Origin of the sequence: Corynebacterium sp. HMSC071B10 (assembly GCF_001814825.1) — a bacterium.
In the GTDB taxonomy this organism is placed as follows: Bacteria; Actinomycetota; Actinomycetes; order Mycobacteriales; family Mycobacteriaceae; genus Corynebacterium.
In genome coordinates, this window is record NZ_KV817944.1 from 1 (window position 1) to 17,292 (window position 17,292).

13 protein-coding genes and 1 pseudogene are annotated in these 17,292 nt (G+C 64.3%); 12 read left to right on the forward strand and 2 right to left on the reverse strand.

Annotated features, from left to right (window positions below):
- The 3 genes and pseudogenes from HMPREF2990_RS01045 to HMPREF2990_RS01055 form a co-directional block, all read left to right on the forward strand.
- Positions 1–386, forward strand: a pseudogene (locus HMPREF2990_RS01045) (catechol 1,2-dioxygenase); the annotation flags it as partial.
- 110 nt (positions 387–496) lie between these two features.
- Positions 497–1,642 carry a muconate/chloromuconate family cycloisomerase gene (locus HMPREF2990_RS01050; RefSeq protein ID WP_246817382.1) on the forward strand — a complete coding sequence of 382 codons (1,146 nt, stop codon included), beginning with the start codon at positions 497–499 and terminating at the stop codon, positions 1,640–1,642.
- Between the two features lie 297 nt (positions 1,643–1,939).
- Positions 1,940–3,046, forward strand: a complete 1,107-nt coding sequence (locus tag HMPREF2990_RS01055; protein ID WP_210399945.1) for a 2-keto-3-deoxygluconate permease — start codon at positions 1,940–1,942, stop codon at positions 3,044–3,046.
- A 147-nt stretch (positions 3,047–3,193) separates the two neighbouring features.
- Here HMPREF2990_RS01055 and HMPREF2990_RS01060 read toward each other — a convergent pair whose 3' ends face one another.
- The gene (locus HMPREF2990_RS01060) at positions 3,194–3,964 is read right to left on the reverse strand and encodes an alpha/beta fold hydrolase (RefSeq protein WP_070762265.1); all 771 of its coding nucleotides are present in this window, start codon (positions 3,962–3,964) and stop codon (positions 3,194–3,196) included.
- A 22-nt stretch (positions 3,965–3,986) separates the two neighbouring features.
- Positions 3,987–5,183, reverse strand: a complete 1,197-nt coding sequence (locus HMPREF2990_RS01065; protein WP_083316911.1) for an ATP-binding protein — start codon at positions 5,181–5,183, stop codon at positions 3,987–3,989.
- 203 nt (positions 5,184–5,386) lie between these two features.
- Between HMPREF2990_RS01065 and HMPREF2990_RS01070 the strand changes: the two genes are divergently transcribed.
- From HMPREF2990_RS01070 to HMPREF2990_RS01110, 9 genes are all read left to right on the forward strand, one after another.
- Positions 5,387–7,333, forward strand: a complete 1,947-nt coding sequence (locus HMPREF2990_RS01070) for a glycosyltransferase (protein WP_256380962.1) — start codon at positions 5,387–5,389, stop codon at positions 7,331–7,333.
- Entirely contained in the window at positions 7,323–7,850 is a 528-nt protein-coding gene (locus HMPREF2990_RS01075; RefSeq protein ID WP_070762266.1) for a phosphatase PAP2 family protein, read from the forward strand. The genes HMPREF2990_RS01070 and HMPREF2990_RS01075 overlap by 11 nt, the downstream gene beginning before the upstream one ends.
- Complete coding sequence (locus HMPREF2990_RS01080; protein ID WP_070762267.1) at positions 7,847–8,845, forward strand: decaprenyl-phosphate phosphoribosyltransferase; 999 nt, start codon at positions 7,847–7,849, stop codon at positions 8,843–8,845. The genes HMPREF2990_RS01075 and HMPREF2990_RS01080 overlap by 4 nt, the downstream gene beginning before the upstream one ends.
- Before the next feature lie 13 nt (positions 8,846–8,858).
- A complete protein-coding gene (locus HMPREF2990_RS01085) occupies positions 8,859–10,676 on the forward strand; it encodes an arabinofuranosyltransferase AftB family protein (RefSeq protein ID WP_070762268.1) in 1,818 nt (605 codons plus the stop codon).
- A gap of 75 nt (positions 10,677–10,751) precedes the next feature.
- On the forward strand, positions 10,752–11,762 hold the full coding sequence (locus tag HMPREF2990_RS01090; RefSeq protein ID WP_070762269.1) for an alpha/beta hydrolase: 1,011 nt from the start codon (positions 10,752–10,754) through the stop codon (positions 11,760–11,762).
- Positions 11,763–12,022: 260 nt separating this feature from the next.
- A complete protein-coding gene (locus tag HMPREF2990_RS01095; RefSeq protein WP_070762280.1) occupies positions 12,023–13,990 on the forward strand; it encodes an alpha/beta hydrolase-fold protein in 1,968 nt (655 codons plus the stop codon).
- Positions 13,987–14,460, forward strand: a complete 474-nt coding sequence (locus HMPREF2990_RS01100) for a DUF732 domain-containing protein (RefSeq protein WP_070762270.1) — start codon at positions 13,987–13,989, stop codon at positions 14,458–14,460. The genes HMPREF2990_RS01095 and HMPREF2990_RS01100 overlap by 4 nt, the downstream gene beginning before the upstream one ends.
- Before the next feature lie 12 nt (positions 14,461–14,472).
- Positions 14,473–15,426: a cutinase family protein gene (locus HMPREF2990_RS01105; RefSeq protein ID WP_070762271.1), complete on the forward strand. Its 954-nt coding sequence runs from the start codon at positions 14,473–14,475 to the stop codon at positions 15,424–15,426.
- Between the two features lie 30 nt (positions 15,427–15,456).
- Entirely contained in the window at positions 15,457–17,292 is a 1,836-nt protein-coding gene (locus HMPREF2990_RS01110) for a FadD32-like long-chain-fatty-acid--AMP ligase (protein ID WP_070762272.1), read from the forward strand.

A 17,292-nucleotide genomic window follows, 5' to 3' on the forward strand; every position in this document is an offset into this window, starting at 1 on the left:
TGTGGCACGCGGATGAGGAGGGCTACTACTCCCAGTACGCGCCGGGGATTCCGGAGTGGAACCTGCGCGGCACGATCGTGACCAATGAGAACGGTGAGTACGAGATCACCACGGTCAAGCCTGCTCCGTACATGATTCCGCACGATGGCCCGACTGGTTGGTTTATCGCGTCCTATGGTGGTCACCCGTGGCGTCCGGCGCACCTGCACCTGCGTGTCAAGCAGCCTGGTTTCCGTGAGATCACCACCCAGCTGTACTTCCGTGGCGGCGACTACGTCGAGAACGACGTGGCGACCGCTGTGAAGCCGGAGCTGATCCTGGATCCGACCCCGGGCGAGTCCGGTCTGGACGAGGTGACCTACAACTTCGCCCTGGACAAGAGCTAGTCACAAGCTAGTCGCTCTCGCCACATGCATAAAGGCCCCCGCCATATCCTGGCGTGGGGCCTTGACCCGTACTCTGCCCCTCTTCAACAGCTTGATTTAAGGAACATCGCGTGACTACGAATATCGACCACGACCTGCGCATCGAGCGCGTGGAAACCCACCTTCTCGACGTCCCCCTCTTCCGCCCCCACGGTTTTGCCACCTACACCGCTACCGCGCAGCCGATTCTGCTGGTCAGCGTGCACCTTTCAGGCGGGGTGACCGGGTACGGCGAGGGTGTCGTGCCCGGCGGTCCCTGGTGGGGCGGCGAATCTGCCGAGACTATGCAGGTGATCGTCGAGCGCTACCTCGCGCCCGTCATGGTTGGCCGCCAGGTCAACGAGCTCGCCGGCATCATGCAGGACTTCGAGGGTGTGGTGGCCAACATGCGCTTTGCCAAGGCTGCCTGTGACGTCGCCATGCACGACGCCTGGGCGCGAGCGCTTAACGTTCCGGTGCGCGACCTGCTCGGCGGGCGCGTCCGCGACGAGATCGACCTGACCTGGGCGCTCGGCGTGCTGCCGCTCGAGGAAGCCGTCGCGGAGATCACCGAGCGCATGGAGACCATGGGCACGCGCTCCTTCAAGCTGAAGATGGGCGCCGGCGACCCGGACCGGGATACCCGCCGTATCGCCAGCCTCGCTGCTGAGTTGCGCAACTCCGGCAAGGAGGTGGGGCTGCGTATCGACGTCAACGCGCGCTGGGACCGCCTCACCGCGCTGCGCTACCTCCCGCGGCTTGCCGACGCCGGCGTGGAACTCTTCGAACAGCCCACCCCAGCCCACGAGCTGGACACGCTGCGAGAGCTGACCACTCGCATCGGCGTGCCCGTGATGGCGGACGAGTCCGTCTGCTCCCCGGCCGACGCACTCGCAGTCGTACAGGCGAAGGCGGCCGACGTCGTGGCGATCAAGACCACCAAGCTCGGTGGCCTGTTGGAATCGAAGAAGACCGCGGCCATCGCAGGCGCAGCAGGCCTGGCCTGCCACGGCGCGACCTCACTCGAGGGGCCGTTCGGCACCGCCGCCTCGCTGCACTTTGCCTGCACAACCCCGGAGATCACCTTCGGCTCGGAGCTCTTTGGCCCGCTGCTACTCAAGGAGAGCTACACCACCGAGCAGCTGGACTACTCCGATGGCGTGGTGCGCCTGCCCGAAGGTCCGGGACTCGGGCTCGAGCCGGACTGGGACAAGATCGAGCACTTCACGCGGCAATGATTTTTGAGTGCCAGGTCCTTCGCGTAGTCGGGTGATCTGCGATGGACTTGGGCGCATTAGATCTCACTGATAAGTCAGGGGTGCGGAATCTGTACATCGGGTTCCGCACCTGAGCTCAATTTCTAAGTGGCTCTTTACTTCGCGAATCCGTCGTTGAAATTGGGAGCGGCGGCCAGTGAGGATGCTCCCCTGCAGAAGGACGAAGGACAGTCCAACCAATCAGCAGTATCGAAATCAATTTAGGTAGCAGGAAGAAAATGTAGTTCGTCATTAGACAACTGAAACTGGAGAACCATTGTGGATACATTATTGAGAAAAATTGGGAAAATCCCCGGTGCCCTAATGGTGGTGCCGCTACTCGCCGGAGCGTTGACAAATACATTTGCCGGTGAAGCTCTTGAGATTGGTAGTTTTACCACGGCTCTTTTCCGCGATGGGACAACGGTGCTGATTGCGCTGTTTTTCGTTGCAGTAGGCTCTCAGATCAATATCAAATCGGCAGTTCCTTCGTTGGAGAAAGGGGCTGTCTTGCTGGTGGCAAAGCTCGCCGTTGCCGTCGCTGTTGGACTCGGGATCGCGTTTCTTACTCCCGATGGCACATTGTGGGGGCTGCTCCCGCTGGCCGTAGTGGCAGCAATGTCGAATTCGAGCGGCTCACTTTACGTAGCGCTTACTTCGCAGTTTGGCTCGAAAACCGATAAGGGAGCCATTTCGGTTCTTTCAATAAATGACGGACCATTCTTGACGATGATTGCGCTTGGTGCTGCGGGATTGGCAGATTTTCCTGTGCAGTCACTAGTCGCAGCGATTCTTCCGTTAGTAATTGGATTCGTTCTCGGAAACACCTCTACTCTGGCTCGAGAGTTTCTGAAGCCAGGCGAGCAGCTCATTATCCCTTTCGCGGGCTTTGCGATCGGCGCAGGGATTGATTTTGGTGAACTGATTCGCTCCGGTTTGGCGGGCGTATTCCTGGGATTCGTGGTTCTCCTGTTTTCCGGTAGTGCCACCATTGGCGCGATCTACCTGTGGCATCGAGTTAAGCGACACCCCAAAGAAACTCGAAACTTGGTCGGTGGAGCTGCCGAATCAGCAGTGGCAGGAAATGCTATTGCAACTCCGGCAGCTATTGCGCAAATTGACCCCGCCTACCAGTCAATCGTTGGCGAAGCTACTGCTCAAGTGGCAACTGCAGTAGTTGTTACTACGTTCCTTACTCCGTTCCTTGTTGCTTTCATCGCGAAGTGGCAGCAACGTCGCGGAGTCGATCCAGTCAAGGAAGATGAGCTTTTCGGTGCGGCGGAGAATGAAGGAAACCAGAGTGATGAACGCAAGGCAACGCATCTGAGCTTTGTGGAAAGTGGAAGTCGCCTTCCCGGCGCTGCTTATCTCCATGAGAAAGAGTAGCCGTACACTAAACGATTCTCGACGGGACTAGCGGGTCGTTGAAACTGAGTACGGAACCATAATTGCTAGACGCCCCGTTGGTTCCGGGGTAAGCGAAGCCCCGGAACCATTTGTTCCGAGGCTTCGACTAATACCCTTCCTCTGTTCCTAAGCCGAGAGGAAGGTACGCAGCGCGCGCGTGACTTCCTCCGGCACCTCCACGGTGGGGACGTGCCCGCCGGAGCTGAGGGTGATGGACTCCGCCTCGCCGCCGACGTGCTCCGCAATCGCGTGGACCACCTCGGGCGGGGTGGAGGGGTCGACCGCGCCGGAGATAGTGAGCACTGGCACGGTGATGTTGCCAAGCTCCTCGGTGTAGTCCCACCCGGCCAGGGCATCGGCGCCGACGGCGTAGCCCTCGCCGCGGGTGGACAGGATCATCCTGGTCAGCGCGTCGGTAAGTGCGGGGTGGCTGGCGCGGTACTCAGGCGTGAGCCACAGCTCGATCGCGCCGCGCGCGCGGGTTTCCATGCCCTCGGCGCGGGTTTCTTCCGCGCGCGGTGCCCACTTATCCGGGCCGCCGAAGTAGGAGGCGGTGCACATAAAGACCGCCTTGGTCACACGCCCGCTGGTCGCGGTGAGGTACTGCGCGATCGCGCCGCCGAGGGAGAGCCCGACGATGGCGAACTCGTCGACCCCGAGCACATCCAGGGTGTCGAGCACGTTGTTGGCCAGGTCGTTGATGGTGGTCTCGCCCGGCAGTGCCTGCGGGTCGGGGGACTGGCCGTGGCCGGGGTGGTCGATGGCGATGACACGGAAGTCCTTGGACAGGGAATCCAGCTGCGGCAGCCACATATCGGTGGTCGAGGCGATGGAGCCGAGGAACACCACCGGCTGGGCGTCGCGGGGGCCAAAGTCTACAGAGTGCAAAATCGTCATGCGGACAGTCTAGTGGGCAGCGCTAGGCCTTGTGGTTTTCTGGGGGAAAGGACAGCTGCTCCATTGCATCAGCCGCCGGGTGGTCGCGGAGATACTCCCGGATATAGGGGAGCTCATAATCCACAAAGCCACGCCCGGTCGGCCGGATCATCTCGGCTTCGATGAGGCGCCTCCTGTACGTGCCTGCATACTGGGTATCCACGCCCATTCGCTCGGCGATGTCTGCCATACGCGACGGGCCGTCGTCTTGCGACATGGCGGTCAAGAACGTGCGGTCGACATCGGAGAGATCAGCTAAGGACGGCTCGTGCACGAGCTCGCCAAGCTTACGGCGGGCGGTGACGATGCCCGCACGTACTGCAGATTCGTCAATAACGCCCTCGCGTGCGCTGCGGAACGCGTGTTGCCCGACGAGCTGAATCATAAACGGGTAGCCGCCGGTCGCTTCGGTACCGAGTTTAAGCGCCTCTGGGGTCCACGCGATATCCACTTCGCGAGCGGGAGCTTCGAGGGCGTCAGCGACGTCGGCAAGCGGCACGAGCCCCATCTCGATCCGATTCGCGCGGCGAAGGAAGGTGACCGGATTGCGTCCCTCGTTTGCAGCGAGCAGGGGCTTCACTGCGCCAGGGATGCCCGCCATCGCGACGGCGATTTCGCGGTCTTCGCGGATCATGTGCTGCATTGTTGTGCCGAACTCAATGATGTCGCTCATATACGCGTAATGCAGCTCATCCAGCGTGATGAGGATGCCGGTGGGTGCCTGGCCGCGCTGCTGATCCATCTGCTCTAGAAGCGCAAAGCACTCCTCCAGCGTGGACCGCAGCGAGGGAGGCGGGGCTTGGTCGGCGGTACGATCGAAGCTCAGGCCGCCCCAGCCGAAGGGGAGATTGATACTGCCAAGCCGGGCATTATCCGGCTGTGCTTCTCGCATCTTCCGGAGCAACGTGTCGCGGATGCGCTCGTTGAAATGCTCGGTGGTGGTTTCCGAGATCACAATCCAAGACTGTTGCCGTGCGGCCTCCTCGAACTCGTTGAGGAGTACGGTCTTGCCAATGCCACGCGGGCCGGTGACGATGGAAATCCGCTCGTGGGTGCCGGGGCCGTCGTAAAGCGCCTCGGCGAAGTCCTGGACGTAGGAGTCGCGGCCCGCCACAACGGGAGGGGTTTTGCCCATGGTGGCGGTGTACGGGTTGCGGGGGCGTCGCGGCAGCTGTGGCATGAGGCACCTCGTTTTTACTCGTTACTATTCTTACTATTCTTACTACTGTTACTATTCCGGCGCTGCGCAACCGGTCCTGTATTCCCGCCTGAAAACCCCGCCGCCGCGCGAGCCGCGCGAGGCAATTGGGCTCCAAGCCATTACGCTGGGGTGGAACTGTCTTGAAAGTGCATCCAGTACACCGACATTGGAAGTGAGACCTCTTGGATACGCAGATTGCCGTGGAGACGCTGGCGCGCGTGCTCATGCCGCGCAAGGGGGAGCCGCACGACGTGCGCTCGCTCTATCTGATCGAAGCGGAGCAGAATAAGCAGCGCCTGCGGTGGGCCGACCGGACGAGCCTGACGGTGCCGGAGGGGCAGGAGGTCAGCTTCGAGACGTACTTCAACGCCTTCCCGGCCTCCTACTGGCGTCGCTGGTCCCAGCTGGACCGGGTGGTGCTCGCCATGGATGTGCAGGGCGCGGCCACCATTTCGCTCTACCGCTCCAAGCACGACGGCGTGCGCATCAGCGTCAAGAACGTCGAGGTCGCTGACGAGCACGTGGAGATCCCGCTGGAGCTGAAGAACTTCGAGGAGGGCGGCTGGATCTGGTTCGACGTGACCGCGGAGACCGAGACCACCATCACGAACGCAGCATGGTGCGCCGATCGGGCCCCGGAGGCGCAGAAGCTTCACGACGGCACGTCGCTGCCACCCCAGCCCAAGCAGGTCGCCGTGGGCATCCCCACCTTCAACCGCCCCCGCGATGCGGTCAACGCACTGCACGCGCTGGCGGAGGACCCGGAGGTCGAAGCGCACATCAGCCACGTGCTCATGCCGGACCAGGGCAACCAGCACCCGGCGGACGAGCCGGACTTCGCCGAGGCGCAGGCGGCACTCGGCGACAAGCTGCGCATCTTCTCCCAGGGCAACCTGGGCGGCTCGGGCGGCTACAGCCGCATCATGTACGAGGGGCTGAATAATACGGACGCCCCGTACATCCTCTACATGGACGACGACATTGCGATCGAGCCTGACTCCATCCTCCGCGCAGTACAGGCAGCCCGCTATGCGCGCACCCCGATCCTGGTCGGTGGCCAGATGCTCAACCTGCAGGACCGCGCGCAGCTGCGCACGACCGGCGAAGCCGTGGACCGCGCCACCTTCATGTGGGGCGCGGCCGAGCACGCGGTCTACGACCACGACTTTTCCAAGTACCCACTCGGCTACGTCGGCACCGAGCAGGAGGAACTGGACCCGCGCAAGACCACTTCGCGCGCGCTGCACCGCCGCATCGATGTGGACTACAACGGCTGGTGGATGAACCTCTTCCCCCGCGCCGTGGCCGAGCAGCTCGGCCTGCCGCTGCCGCTGTTTATCAAGTGGGACGACACCGAGTACGCACTGCGCGCCAAGGAGGCCGGCTACCCCACGGTGACGTGGCCGGGCGTGGCGATCTGGCACATGGCCTGGGCAGATAAGGATGACGCGATTGATTGGCAGGCGTACTTCCACCTGCGCAACCGCCTCATCGTCGCCGCGATGTACGGCCCGGACGCCGCCGACGGCATCCTGCGCAACATGCTGAAGTCCACCTACAAGCACATCATGTGCATGGAGTACTCCACCATGGCCATTCAGGTCGAGGCGATGAAGGACTTCCTCAAGGGCCCCGACCAGCTTTTCGACGTCCTGGAGTCCTCCCTGCCGCGCATCCAGAAGGTCCGCCAGCAGTACCCGGACGCCAAGGTCGTCGCTTCCGCCCCCGAGCTGCCCGCGCCCACCGGCGCGCCGGGCGTGCCGACCAAGAACATTGGTGGGCGACTGGCCAAGGTGAAGAAACTGCCGTGGGCGTTCAAGGCACTGCGCCACCAGCTGCGCGCCGAGGACCGCGCGCATTGGGACGCCCCGCAGCTCAACCTCACTGCAGAAGAAGCCCGCTGGTACACGCTGGCGCGCGTCGATTCGGCCACCGTCTCTACCGCGGGTGGCACTGGCGTGGCCTTCCGTAAGCGCGACAAAGCAACCAGCGACGCCCTGCTGAAGCAGACGAAGGAGCTGCAGGCGGAGATCAAGCAGCGCTGGCCTGAGCTGCAGAAGGAATACCGCGCGGCGCTGCCGCGTCTGACCAGCCACGAGGAGTGGGGGAAGATTTTCGATGCCCAGTAGTCCTTTTCCAGCACTCGATACCCGCGAGGCGAAAGCACTGATCGCCCTGCAGAACCGCGTCTACGCCCCGGCCACCGTCAAGGCGGCCCGTACGCTGAGCCACTTCGGCGAGCATGACTTGGGCTGGATGGGTGTTGCGGCGGTGGGCGCGGCGTCGACAAGCAAAAATCGGCGCAAGTGGCTCGCGCTCGGCGTGGGCACCTTCTGCGCGCACGCGGCGAGCGTGGTGCTCAAGCGCATCGTGCGCAGGCCGCGCCCGCATGACGCCGGTATCAAGATCGGCGTGAAGACACCCTCGCAGCTGTCCTTCCCCTCCTCGCACGCCACGAACACGGCCGCGGCGGCGGTGCACCTGGCGGATATTACGGGGAAGAAGTGGCCGTGGCTACTCGTGCCGGTGATGATGTGTTCGCGTAACGTGCTCGGGGTGCATTACCCTACGGACACGCTGGCGGGTGCCGCGCTTGGTGCGGTAGTGGCCAGGGTTGTAGTTGAGGCGGAAAGGAAAACTCGATGACCGAGAGCCAGCAGGGTACAGATAAGGTGTACGACGAGCCGCTGTTTAAGCCGGAGCCGCACACCTCCGGGGTGGATATCAGCACGAAGCGCCAGCCCCCGAAGAACCTGCCGGATGCGATGATTAAGGGCCTGCGGCCGAAGCAGTGGGTCAAAAACGTCCTGGTGCTCGCCGCGCCGCTCGCCGCCGGTAACTTTAATGGCCAGACGCTTATCGACGTCGCGCTCGCCTTCATCGTCTTCTGCCTCGGCGCGTCCTCCATCTACCTGGTCAACGACGCCCTGGATGTGGAGTCCGACCGGGAGCACCCCACGAAGCGCTTCCGCCCGATCGCCTCGGGCATGCTGCCGATCAAGCTGGCCTTCGGCATGGCGGTGGCGCTGATCGTGGCCGCGATCGGCCTGTCCTTCCTCGCCACCGACGGCCCGGCGCTCGCCCTGGTCATCGGCATCTACATTGCGCTGCAGCTGGGGTACTGCTTCGGCTGGAAGCACATCCCGGTGATTGATATCGCGCTGGTGTCGTCTGGCTTCATGCTGCGCACCATGGCCGGCGGCGTGGCCGCCAACATCGACCTGTCGCAGTGGTTCCTGCTGGTTGCAGCCTTTGGCTCGCTGTTCATGGCCTCGGGTAAGCGCTACGCAGAGATGCTGCTGGCGCAGCAAACCGGCGCGAAGATCCGCAAGGCGCTCGAGGGCTACACTGCCACCTACCTGCGCTTTGTCTGGACGCTTTCGGCTACGGCCGTGGTGATGAGCTACGCGCTGTGGGGCTTCCAGCTCTCGAACGCCACCGACGGCCCGGCCGCGATCTGGTACCAGATTTCCATGGTGCCCTTCGTCATTGCGATCCTCCGCTACGCCGCGGAGGTCGACGGCGGCCAGGGTGGAGCGCCGGACGAGATCGCCCTGGAGGACCGCGTGCTGCAGCTGCTCGCGCTCGCGTGGATCCTGTGCATCGTCATGGCTGTTTACATCATTCCAGCGCTGGCTTAGTAGTATCGCTGGAATGAACAAACAGGCCCGCCTTTCCCTGCTCGTCGCAGCGGCAATTGCGGGCATCTTCGCGTTCTGGGGTGGCTATACCCGGCGCTGGATGTCCGACGACGGGCTCATCGTGCTACGTACGGTGCGCAACCTGCTTGCCGGCAACGGCCCAGTCTTTAACGTCGGCGAGCGGGTCGAAGCGAATACCTCCACGCTCTGGCAGTACCTGATTACTGTCTTCGGCTGGCTCACCGGTGCCCGGCTGGAGAGCGTGGCGATGTGGCTTGCGCTCGCCTGTACCGTGATTGCCGCCGTGTGCGCCACCTACGGGGCGGGCAAGTTCTGGCAGGTACAGCAGGTCGCGCCCGTCATCCCCTTCGGCATCATCGTCTACCTCGCGCTTCCGCCCGCCCGCGACTTCGCCACCTCCGGCCTGGAGTGGGGCTTAAGTTTAAGCTGGATCGCGGTGTGGTGGGTGCTGCTTGTGCATTGGGCTAGCCCACAAGGCAAGCGTGCGAAGCCGATACCCGGCTACTGGCTGGCGTTTTGGTGCGGGTTGTCCTGGCTGGTGCGCCCGGAGCTGGCGCTCTACGGCGGGGTCACCGGCATCGTCCTGCTCGCGTACAGCCCGAAGAAGACGCTGGGGATCCTTGGGGCGGCGCTGCCTGTGCCCGCCGCCTACCAAATTTTCCGCATGGGCTACTACGGGCTGCTCACCCCGCACACGGCGGTGGCCAAGTCGGCTTCGGACTCCGAGTGGGCCCGGGGCTGGAACTACTTTGTGGACTTTGTGGGTTACTACTGGCTGTGGCTGCCGGTCATCGCCGTGGCCGCGGTAGCGGTGTGGCTGCTTAGCCAGGAGCGGGGACGCAGACTGGCCATCGTTTTGCTGACTAGCGGCTGCGCGTTCGTGCACATCCTGTACGTGCTGCGCGTGGGCGGCGACTTCATGCACGGCCGCATGTGGCTCTTCCCGCTGTTCGCGCTGCTACTGCCAGTGATGGCGATCCCCTTTACCCGGGTCACCGCCGCGGTGGCCACAGCAATCGTGGTGTGGGCGACGGTGACCGTGGTGCGCGCGCACCCCATCGACTGGTTCGCCTATGATCGCGGCGAAAAAGAGCTCAATATTGTCGACGAGCGCGAGTTCTGGTCCTACGCCACCGGCAACAGCCCGGCCGCCCCGCCGCTGTATGCCACGGATTTCTTGGGCTCCAAACTCATGCGCAACTGGGTCCCCACGGTCGAGTCCGGCATGGAGCACAACGCCGGCCAGCTCAATATCGCCCTGGTGGAAAAGGACCCGGGGCGCTTCAACTGGTACTGGCGCCCCCGGATGGATGCGGACGAGATCGCGGGTAGCGACTTGGCTGATCTGCCCATGACGGCCTACCTGACCAACCTCGGCATGACGAGCATGAACGCGCCGCTAGAGATGCGCGTGCTGGACACCGTCGGCCTGGCGACCCCGCTGGCAGGCCGCATGCCGCGCGATCCGGAAGGGCGCATCGGGCACGACAAGTACCTGCACCTGGAGTGGCAGGTTGCGGATTCTGCCACCAAGATCGACTCGATGCCCAAGGGCGTGGACCGCGAAGAAGCGCGGCAGGCACGCGCCGCGTTGCGTTCGGAGGAGATCGCGGCGCTGCTTGCTAGCTCGCGCGAGCCGATGAGCCGCCACCGTTTCTGGGAGAATGTGAAATATTCGCTGGGAGACGGTCGCTCGCTTCAGCTCGATGCGGATCCATCGGTCTACCTTGATGACGACACGCTGAAAGCGATTGAAAAGGGCGAAGATCCAGGGCTTTCGGGCACGCAGATCGCCTGGCCGCGCAATTAAATGGCCCTTCTTATCTCGACTTGGTAACGTTGCTGTAACCAAAAGCTGAGAATCAACATCGACGTTGGGAGAGTCATGTCCGCATCCAAAACGAAGCGGAGCCTGCTCGCGCTGCTCATGGCGCTGCTCACCGCGATCACCACGGTGGTCGCGGCACCGCAGGCGCAGGCAGGCAACCGTGACTGGTTGCGCCCGGATTCCACCGGCCACTGCGAGTGGGATCGGGTGAAGTACTGGGTGCAGCGATGCACCGTGTGGTCGCCCGCGATGGGCCGCCACATCACTGTGCAGATCCAGCCCGCCCAGCGCGGCGGCAACGCTGGCCTGTACCTGCTCGACGGCCTGCGCGCCACCGAGCGCACCAACGCCTGGGTCAATGACGTCAACGCGGCTCGCCTGTTCAAGGACAACAACATCACGCTGGTCATGCCGGTGGGCGGCCAGTCCTCCTTCTACACGGACTGGAACGCGCCGGCCACGTACGACTTCAACCACCCGGTGACCTACAAGTGGGACACCTTCCTGTCGAAGGAGCTGCCGGCCTACCTGCAGCGCCACTTCGGCGTCTCGCCCACCAATAACTCGATCGTGGGCCTGTCCATGGGTGGCACCGCCGCGATCAACCTGGCTGCGCTGCACCCGCAGCAGTTCCGCCAGACCCTGTCGTTCTCCGGGTACCTCACCACCACGATCCCGGGTGGGCAGACCGCCCTGCGCATCGCGCTTCTCGACGGCGGCCTGTACAACCTCAACGCGATGTGGGGCTCCATCTTCAACCCGCGTCGTTACGAGAACGACCCGTTCCTGAACATGGGCAACCTGCGCGGGCGCGACGTCTACGTCTCCGCGGGTAGCGGTACGCCTGGCCCGGCTGATGCGAAGTACAAGCCGGAGCACCGCGCCGCCGGTATCGCGCTCGAGCAGGTGGCCAGCTTTACCACCCGCCTGTGGAGCGCGAAGGCGAACGTGACCGGTGTGAAGCACACGGCCGTGTTCACGCCGACCGGTCTGCACAACTGGGACCAGTTCGGCTCCCAGCTGGTGGCAACCAAGCCGCGCATCCTGAATGTGATGAACGCCTGGTAGTCTGCAGCACTTTCTGTCAGCCCCGTTCCCGCCTGCCGTGGGGGCGGGGTCTTTTGCGTGTGTAGGCGTAAAAACACGTCAAAACAATTGTCGCGGAAGTTCCCGGCGTGTCACCGTGTAAAGTCTCAAGTGAAACTTAACCTTTGGGTTATTGCAGCGTCGCCGAACTGGCTTATGCCGGGGGAGGGGAACCCCCGGACTGGCCGAGCGGGCGGCGCGATGCTTACATGACCGTTTTTAAGATGAGGCAGGACACCTTCATGCGCGAACACCGTTCCCCCAAGATGTGGCAGCGTGCCGCCCGCGCGGCGGCAGTGCCGACCGCGATGCTCATGATCGCATCGACGCTCCCCGCCGTCGCACCGCAGGCTCAAGCACAGCTGAGCAGCAGCGGCAGCAGCGGTAGCAGCACCTTCGGCGATTCCCGCGGCCTGTCGGACGCGATCCGTCCGAAGGATCCGCCGAAGCGCACCCCGATCGAGGTGGACGAGCACCCGGAGATCCCGGGCCTGCCCGATGGCGTGAGCGTGGACCGCATCGAGTGGCTGACCAACCGCCGCGTCGCCGTCTTCATCAAGTCCGCCGCGATGCCGGACGAGCTTGTCCAGGTGCAGATCCTCCTGGCCCGCGACTGGCACTCCAATCCGGATGCGAAGTTCCCGGAGGTGTGGGCACTTGACGGTCTGCGCGCCCGCGACGACGAGAACGGCTGGACCATCGAGACCAACATCGAGCAGTTCTACGCGGACAAGAACGTCAACGTGATCCTGCCGGTGGGCGGCGAGTCCTCCTTCTACTCCGACTGGCAGCGCCCGAACAACGGCAAGCACTACAAGTGGGAGACCTTCCTGACCAAGGAGCTCGTGCCGATTCTGCACAACCGCTTCCGCTCCAACGGCAAGCGCGCGCTGACCGGCATCTCTATGGGTGGCACCGCCGCGGTCAACCTGGCGGAGCGCAACCCGCACCTGTTCAACTTTGTCGGCTCGTTCTCCGGCTACCTGGACACCACCACTACTGGCATGCCGACCGCGATCAAGGCGGCACAGCTGGACGCGGGTGGCTACGACGCCGAGGCGATGTGGGGCCCGCTGGGCTCGCAGGACTGGATCGACCACGACCCGAAGCTGGGCATTGAGAACCTGGAGGGCATGACCGTTTATGTCTCCTCCGGCTCGGGCCGCGACGACTTTGGCAAGCCGGAGTCGGTGGCCAAGGGTGCTGCAAACCCGGCTGGTGTGGGCCTGGAGGTCATCTCTCGCCTGTCCACCCAGACCTTCGTGGACTACGCGAGCCGCACCAACATCAAGCCGATTGTGAAGTTCCGCCCCTCGGGCGTGCACTCCTGGGAGTACTGGCAGTTCGAGATGACGCAGGCGTGGCCGTACATCGCCAACTCGCTCGAGGTGGCTGAGGCGGATCGCGGCGCGGACTGCACCCCGGTCGGCGCGATCGCTGAGGTGACCAAGTCGGGCGTCATCGGCACGTGTGTGAACAACGAGTACGACGCGGGCAAGGACAAGAAGGGTAAGGCTCAGGACTTCCGCGGCGGCACCGCCTTCTGGTCGCCGGACACCGGCGCGCACGCGCTCTTCGGTGCGATCCTGGCCAAGTACTCCGGCCTGGGCGGTGCCCAGGGCTGGCTCGGCTTCCCCACCACGGGTGAGATCACCGCGCCGGACGGCAAGGGCCGCTTCGTGCACTTCGAGCACGGCTCCATCTACTGGACCGCGGACACGGGTGCCTACGCCATCCCGGGCGACATGTTCAAGGCCTGGGGCAAGAACGGCTACGAGACCGGTGACCTGAAGTACCCGGTCGCGGAGGCCACCAAGGTGGGCAACGGCTACGTCCAGCAGTTCCAGGGCGGCTACCTCACCCGCAACCCGGACGGCTCGCACCACATCGTGCACGGCGCGATTGGCAAGAAGTACGGGGAGCTGGGCACCGCTACCTCGGCGCTGGGCTACCCGACCGGTGGCGAGATTGCCATCAAGGGCGGCTTCTTCCAGCCGTTTGAGAAGGGCAACATCTACTTCTCCGCTGGCACCGGCGCGCACGTGATCTACTACGGCGACATCTTCGACGAGTGGGGCAAGCGCGGTTACGAGCAGGGCGAGCTGGGCTGGCCGGTCAGCGACATGAAGGACATCCGCGCGGGCGGTCTCACCATTGACTTCCAGCACGGCACCCTGGAGCAGGTCAATGGCGTGGTGGTGAAGCGATGAAGCGCCTTACAGGGCTCATCTGCTTGACGACGCTCGCGTGCACCCTCACCGCCTGCTCAGGCTCCACCACCGTCGAGGGCGACGACGTCACGCCGGCGGAGTCGGTGACATCGGAGGCGTCGGCGGCGAAGGACACGGAGGCGTCGACAAGCGAGGCCACGCGCAGCTCCGCACCGCCGGCGAACACTGGCCCGCGCGACCAGCCCGCGCAAGAGGTGTCGGTCGCGCCGGAGCAGTCCTCGGGCTTTAGTCCGGAGGAGGAAGCGTACTTGCAGCAGCTCAGCGAGCGCGGGCTGAACATTGAGGGAGTTGAGGATCAACTCACAGCGACGGGGCGTACCGTATGCGCGGACGATACTGTCACGCGCGACGCGGTCGCAGGCCAGCTCGTGGAGCAGCGGCGAACCGATATGGACGCCGCGACCCTGGGCACGCTGATTGCGGATACCGCGCGCGCGAACCTCTGTTAAGAAAGGGTTTCCATGCGCAAAGGGCGCAACGCGTTTATTGTTGCTGCCGTGCTCGTCGTCCTTGGGGTGATCGGGCTGGGCATTTACCAGTGGCAGACTGCACAGGATTCTGGCCCCTCGCTTTCCCCGGTCCCGGGGCAAGATGAGGGGGCGGAGACGAGCGCGCAGGCACCGGCCGAGCCGGATTGGTGCCCGGCGGTGGAGTTTGTCTCGGTGCCGGGGACCTGGGAGTCCGCGGTGGACGATGACCCGTTCAATCCGCAGGCGAATCCGAAGAGCTTCATGCTCTCGATTACACAGCCGCTGCAGCAGGCCTACGACATCAACCACGTGCGAGTCTTTACCGTGCCGTACACCGCGCAGTTTCGGAATATTCAGACGGAGCGCGGGCGTCGCGAGATGACTTACGACGCTTCGCGCGCGGAGGGCAAGGCCAAGCTCAACGGGGAGCTCGCGCACGTGGCGAAGACGTGCCCGAGCACGAAGTTCATCATCGCCGGCTTTAGCCAGGGCGCGGTGATCGTCGGCGATGTGGCCAACGAGATCGGTACCGGCGCGAACGCCGTGCCGCCGGAGCGCCTTTTAGGCGCGGTGATGATTGCTGACGGGCGCCGCGAGAACGGCGTCGGCGTCAACCCGGGCGTGCCGCTGCAGGGCGTGGGCGCGGAGATCGCGCTGCAACCGCTGCAGTTTGTGGTGGACGGGGCGACGCCGGGCGCGACGATGACGGGGGCGCGACCGGGCGGTTTCGGCGAGGTTGCGGACCGCGCCTTTGAGATCTGCGCGCCTGCAGATGCGGTGTGCGATGCACCCTCGCGGGTGGGCAATGCCTTGGAGCGTGCGCAAGAGCTAGTAATGGCGAACGGGAATCATGCGATGTATGCCACAAACCCGGATGTGATTCCGGGTACGACTACTCCACAGTGGACGGTGGAGTGGGCACGCACTACTATAGATTCTTTGTAGGAACTAACTAGTTTAGAAGGAACCCACCTCATGGATCTCCAAGCAATCATCGCCCGCTTCCTTGACGAGAAGGGCCAGATCGCCCTGCCGCCCAACTTCACCATCCCCGCCATGACGGAGATGCTCTACGGTGCCGCCGTCCAGGCGGGCCAGGCAGACGCGGTGAACATCCGTTTCTGGGACTACTCCGAGTCCGCAGAGGGCGAGACGGTGGAGTACACCCGCCGCCAGGTCAACACCCGCATCAAGGCGATCGCAGCGCGTCTGATGCAGGTGGGCAAGCCCGGTGATCGCGTGGCCATCCTGGCAGGCAACTCGCCGGAGTACATCCTGGGCTTCATGGCCGGCATGTACGCGGGCCAGGTTCCCATCCCGCTGTACGACCCGAACGAGCCCGGCCATGAGGATCACCTGCGCGCCGTGCTCTACGACTCGGGCGCGACCACGGTGCTGACCAACAAGAAGGGCGCGCCTGCCGTGCGCGCCTACTTCGCCGACGTGCCGTCCGCTGAGCGCCCCCGCGTCATCGCGGTGGACGCGCTGCCGGACACGCTCGCCGAAAGCTGGGCACCGCTCGAGGTCGCCCCGGGCACCGATACCTCGAAGAACACCGCGTTTCTGCAGTACACCTCCGGTTCTACCCGCACGCCTGCGGGCGTGGAGCTGACCAACGAGTCCATCGTCTCCAACGTCATCCAGATCTACGCGGGCGTGGGCGTACACCAGCCGATGCGCCTGGTGTCCTGGCTGCCGCTGCACCACGACATGGGCATCGTGGTGAGCACGCTGCTGATCATCCTGGGCAACGAGATGGAGATCTTCACCCCGCAGGCCTTCGTGCAGCAGCCGAAGCGCTGGGTCGAGCGCCTCTCCCGCCGCGAGGGCGACCCGGAGGACATGCACGTCTACACCGTGGTCCCGAATTTCGCGCTCGACATGGCGGCACGCTACGCCGCGCCGGGCCCGGACATGCCGGACTACGACTTCTCCCAGCTCGAGTGCATCATCATCGGCTCCGAGCCGGTGACCAAGCCGGGCGTGGACGCCTTCTTTGACGCCTTCGGCGAGCACGGCCTGCGTCGCGAGGTGCTGCGCCCCTCCTACGGCCTGGCCGAGGCCACCCTGATCGTGACCACCCCGCAGGCCGGCAAGAGCGCCGAGATCCCGCGCTTTGCCACCTTCGACCGCGAGGAGCTCGCCGCGGGCAAGGCCACCCCGGTTGCCGAGGGCAAGGGCGTGGAGTTCGCCGCCAACGGCCAGCCGGTCAACTGGATGCACTTTGCCATCGTCGACCCGGAGACCAAGGACGAGGTGGCCGAGAACAACGTCGGCGAGATCTGGGTCCACGGCCCGAACGTCGCTGGCGGCTACCTCGAGCGCAAGGAGGAGACCGCCGACACCTTCTCCAACACCATCGGTACCACGCTCCAGGAGGGGCTGCCGAAGGACGGCTGGCTCAACACCGGCGACTTGGGCGTGCTTGTCGACGGCGAGCTGTTCATCACCGGCCGCGTGAAGGATCTCGTGGTCATTGCCGGGCGCAACCACTACCCGCAGGACATTGAGGCCACCGTCATGGAGTCCTCCGACCAGGTGCGCAAGGACTCCGTCGCCGCCTTCTCCATCCCGGGCGAGGACGTGGAGCGCCTGATCATTCTGGTCGAGCGCGGCGACACCGCCGACGAGGCCGACGACGCCGCTGCGGTGGACGCAATCCGCGCCGCCGTGTCCAGCCACCATGGCATTTCTCCGGACGTGGTGGAGTTCTTCGCGCCGAACGAGATCGCCCGTTCCTCCTCCGGCAAGATCGCCCGCCGCGTGAACGCGAAACGCTACCAGGAGCGTGCTAACGAAAACGCGCAGTAG

Bases quoted from the DNA above. Each gene is read 5' to 3' on its own strand.
- HMPREF2990_RS01060 (WP_070762265.1), bottom strand. From the start codon at position 3,964: ATGACGATTTTGCACTCTGTAGACTTTGGCCCCCGCGACGCCCAGCCG.
- HMPREF2990_RS01065 (WP_083316911.1), bottom strand. From the start codon at position 5,183: ATGCCACAGCTGCCGCGACGCCCCCGCAACCCGTACACCGCCACCATG.
- HMPREF2990_RS01075 (WP_070762266.1), top strand. From the start codon at position 7,323: ATGCCCAGTAGTCCTTTTCCAGCACTCGATACCCGCGAGGCGAAAGCA.
- HMPREF2990_RS01080 (WP_070762267.1), top strand. From the start codon at position 7,847: ATGACCGAGAGCCAGCAGGGTACAGATAAGGTGTACGACGAGCCGCTG.
- HMPREF2990_RS01085 (WP_070762268.1), top strand. From the start codon at position 8,859: ATGAACAAACAGGCCCGCCTTTCCCTGCTCGTCGCAGCGGCAATTGCG.
- HMPREF2990_RS01090 (WP_070762269.1), top strand. From the start codon at position 10,752: ATGTCCGCATCCAAAACGAAGCGGAGCCTGCTCGCGCTGCTCATGGCG.
- HMPREF2990_RS01095 (WP_070762280.1), top strand. From the start codon at position 12,023: ATGCGCGAACACCGTTCCCCCAAGATGTGGCAGCGTGCCGCCCGCGCG.
- HMPREF2990_RS01100 (WP_070762270.1), top strand. From the start codon at position 13,987: ATGAAGCGCCTTACAGGGCTCATCTGCTTGACGACGCTCGCGTGCACC.
- HMPREF2990_RS01105 (WP_070762271.1), top strand. From the start codon at position 14,473: ATGCGCAAAGGGCGCAACGCGTTTATTGTTGCTGCCGTGCTCGTCGTC.
- HMPREF2990_RS01110 (WP_070762272.1), top strand. From the start codon at position 15,457: ATGGATCTCCAAGCAATCATCGCCCGCTTCCTTGACGAGAAGGGCCAG.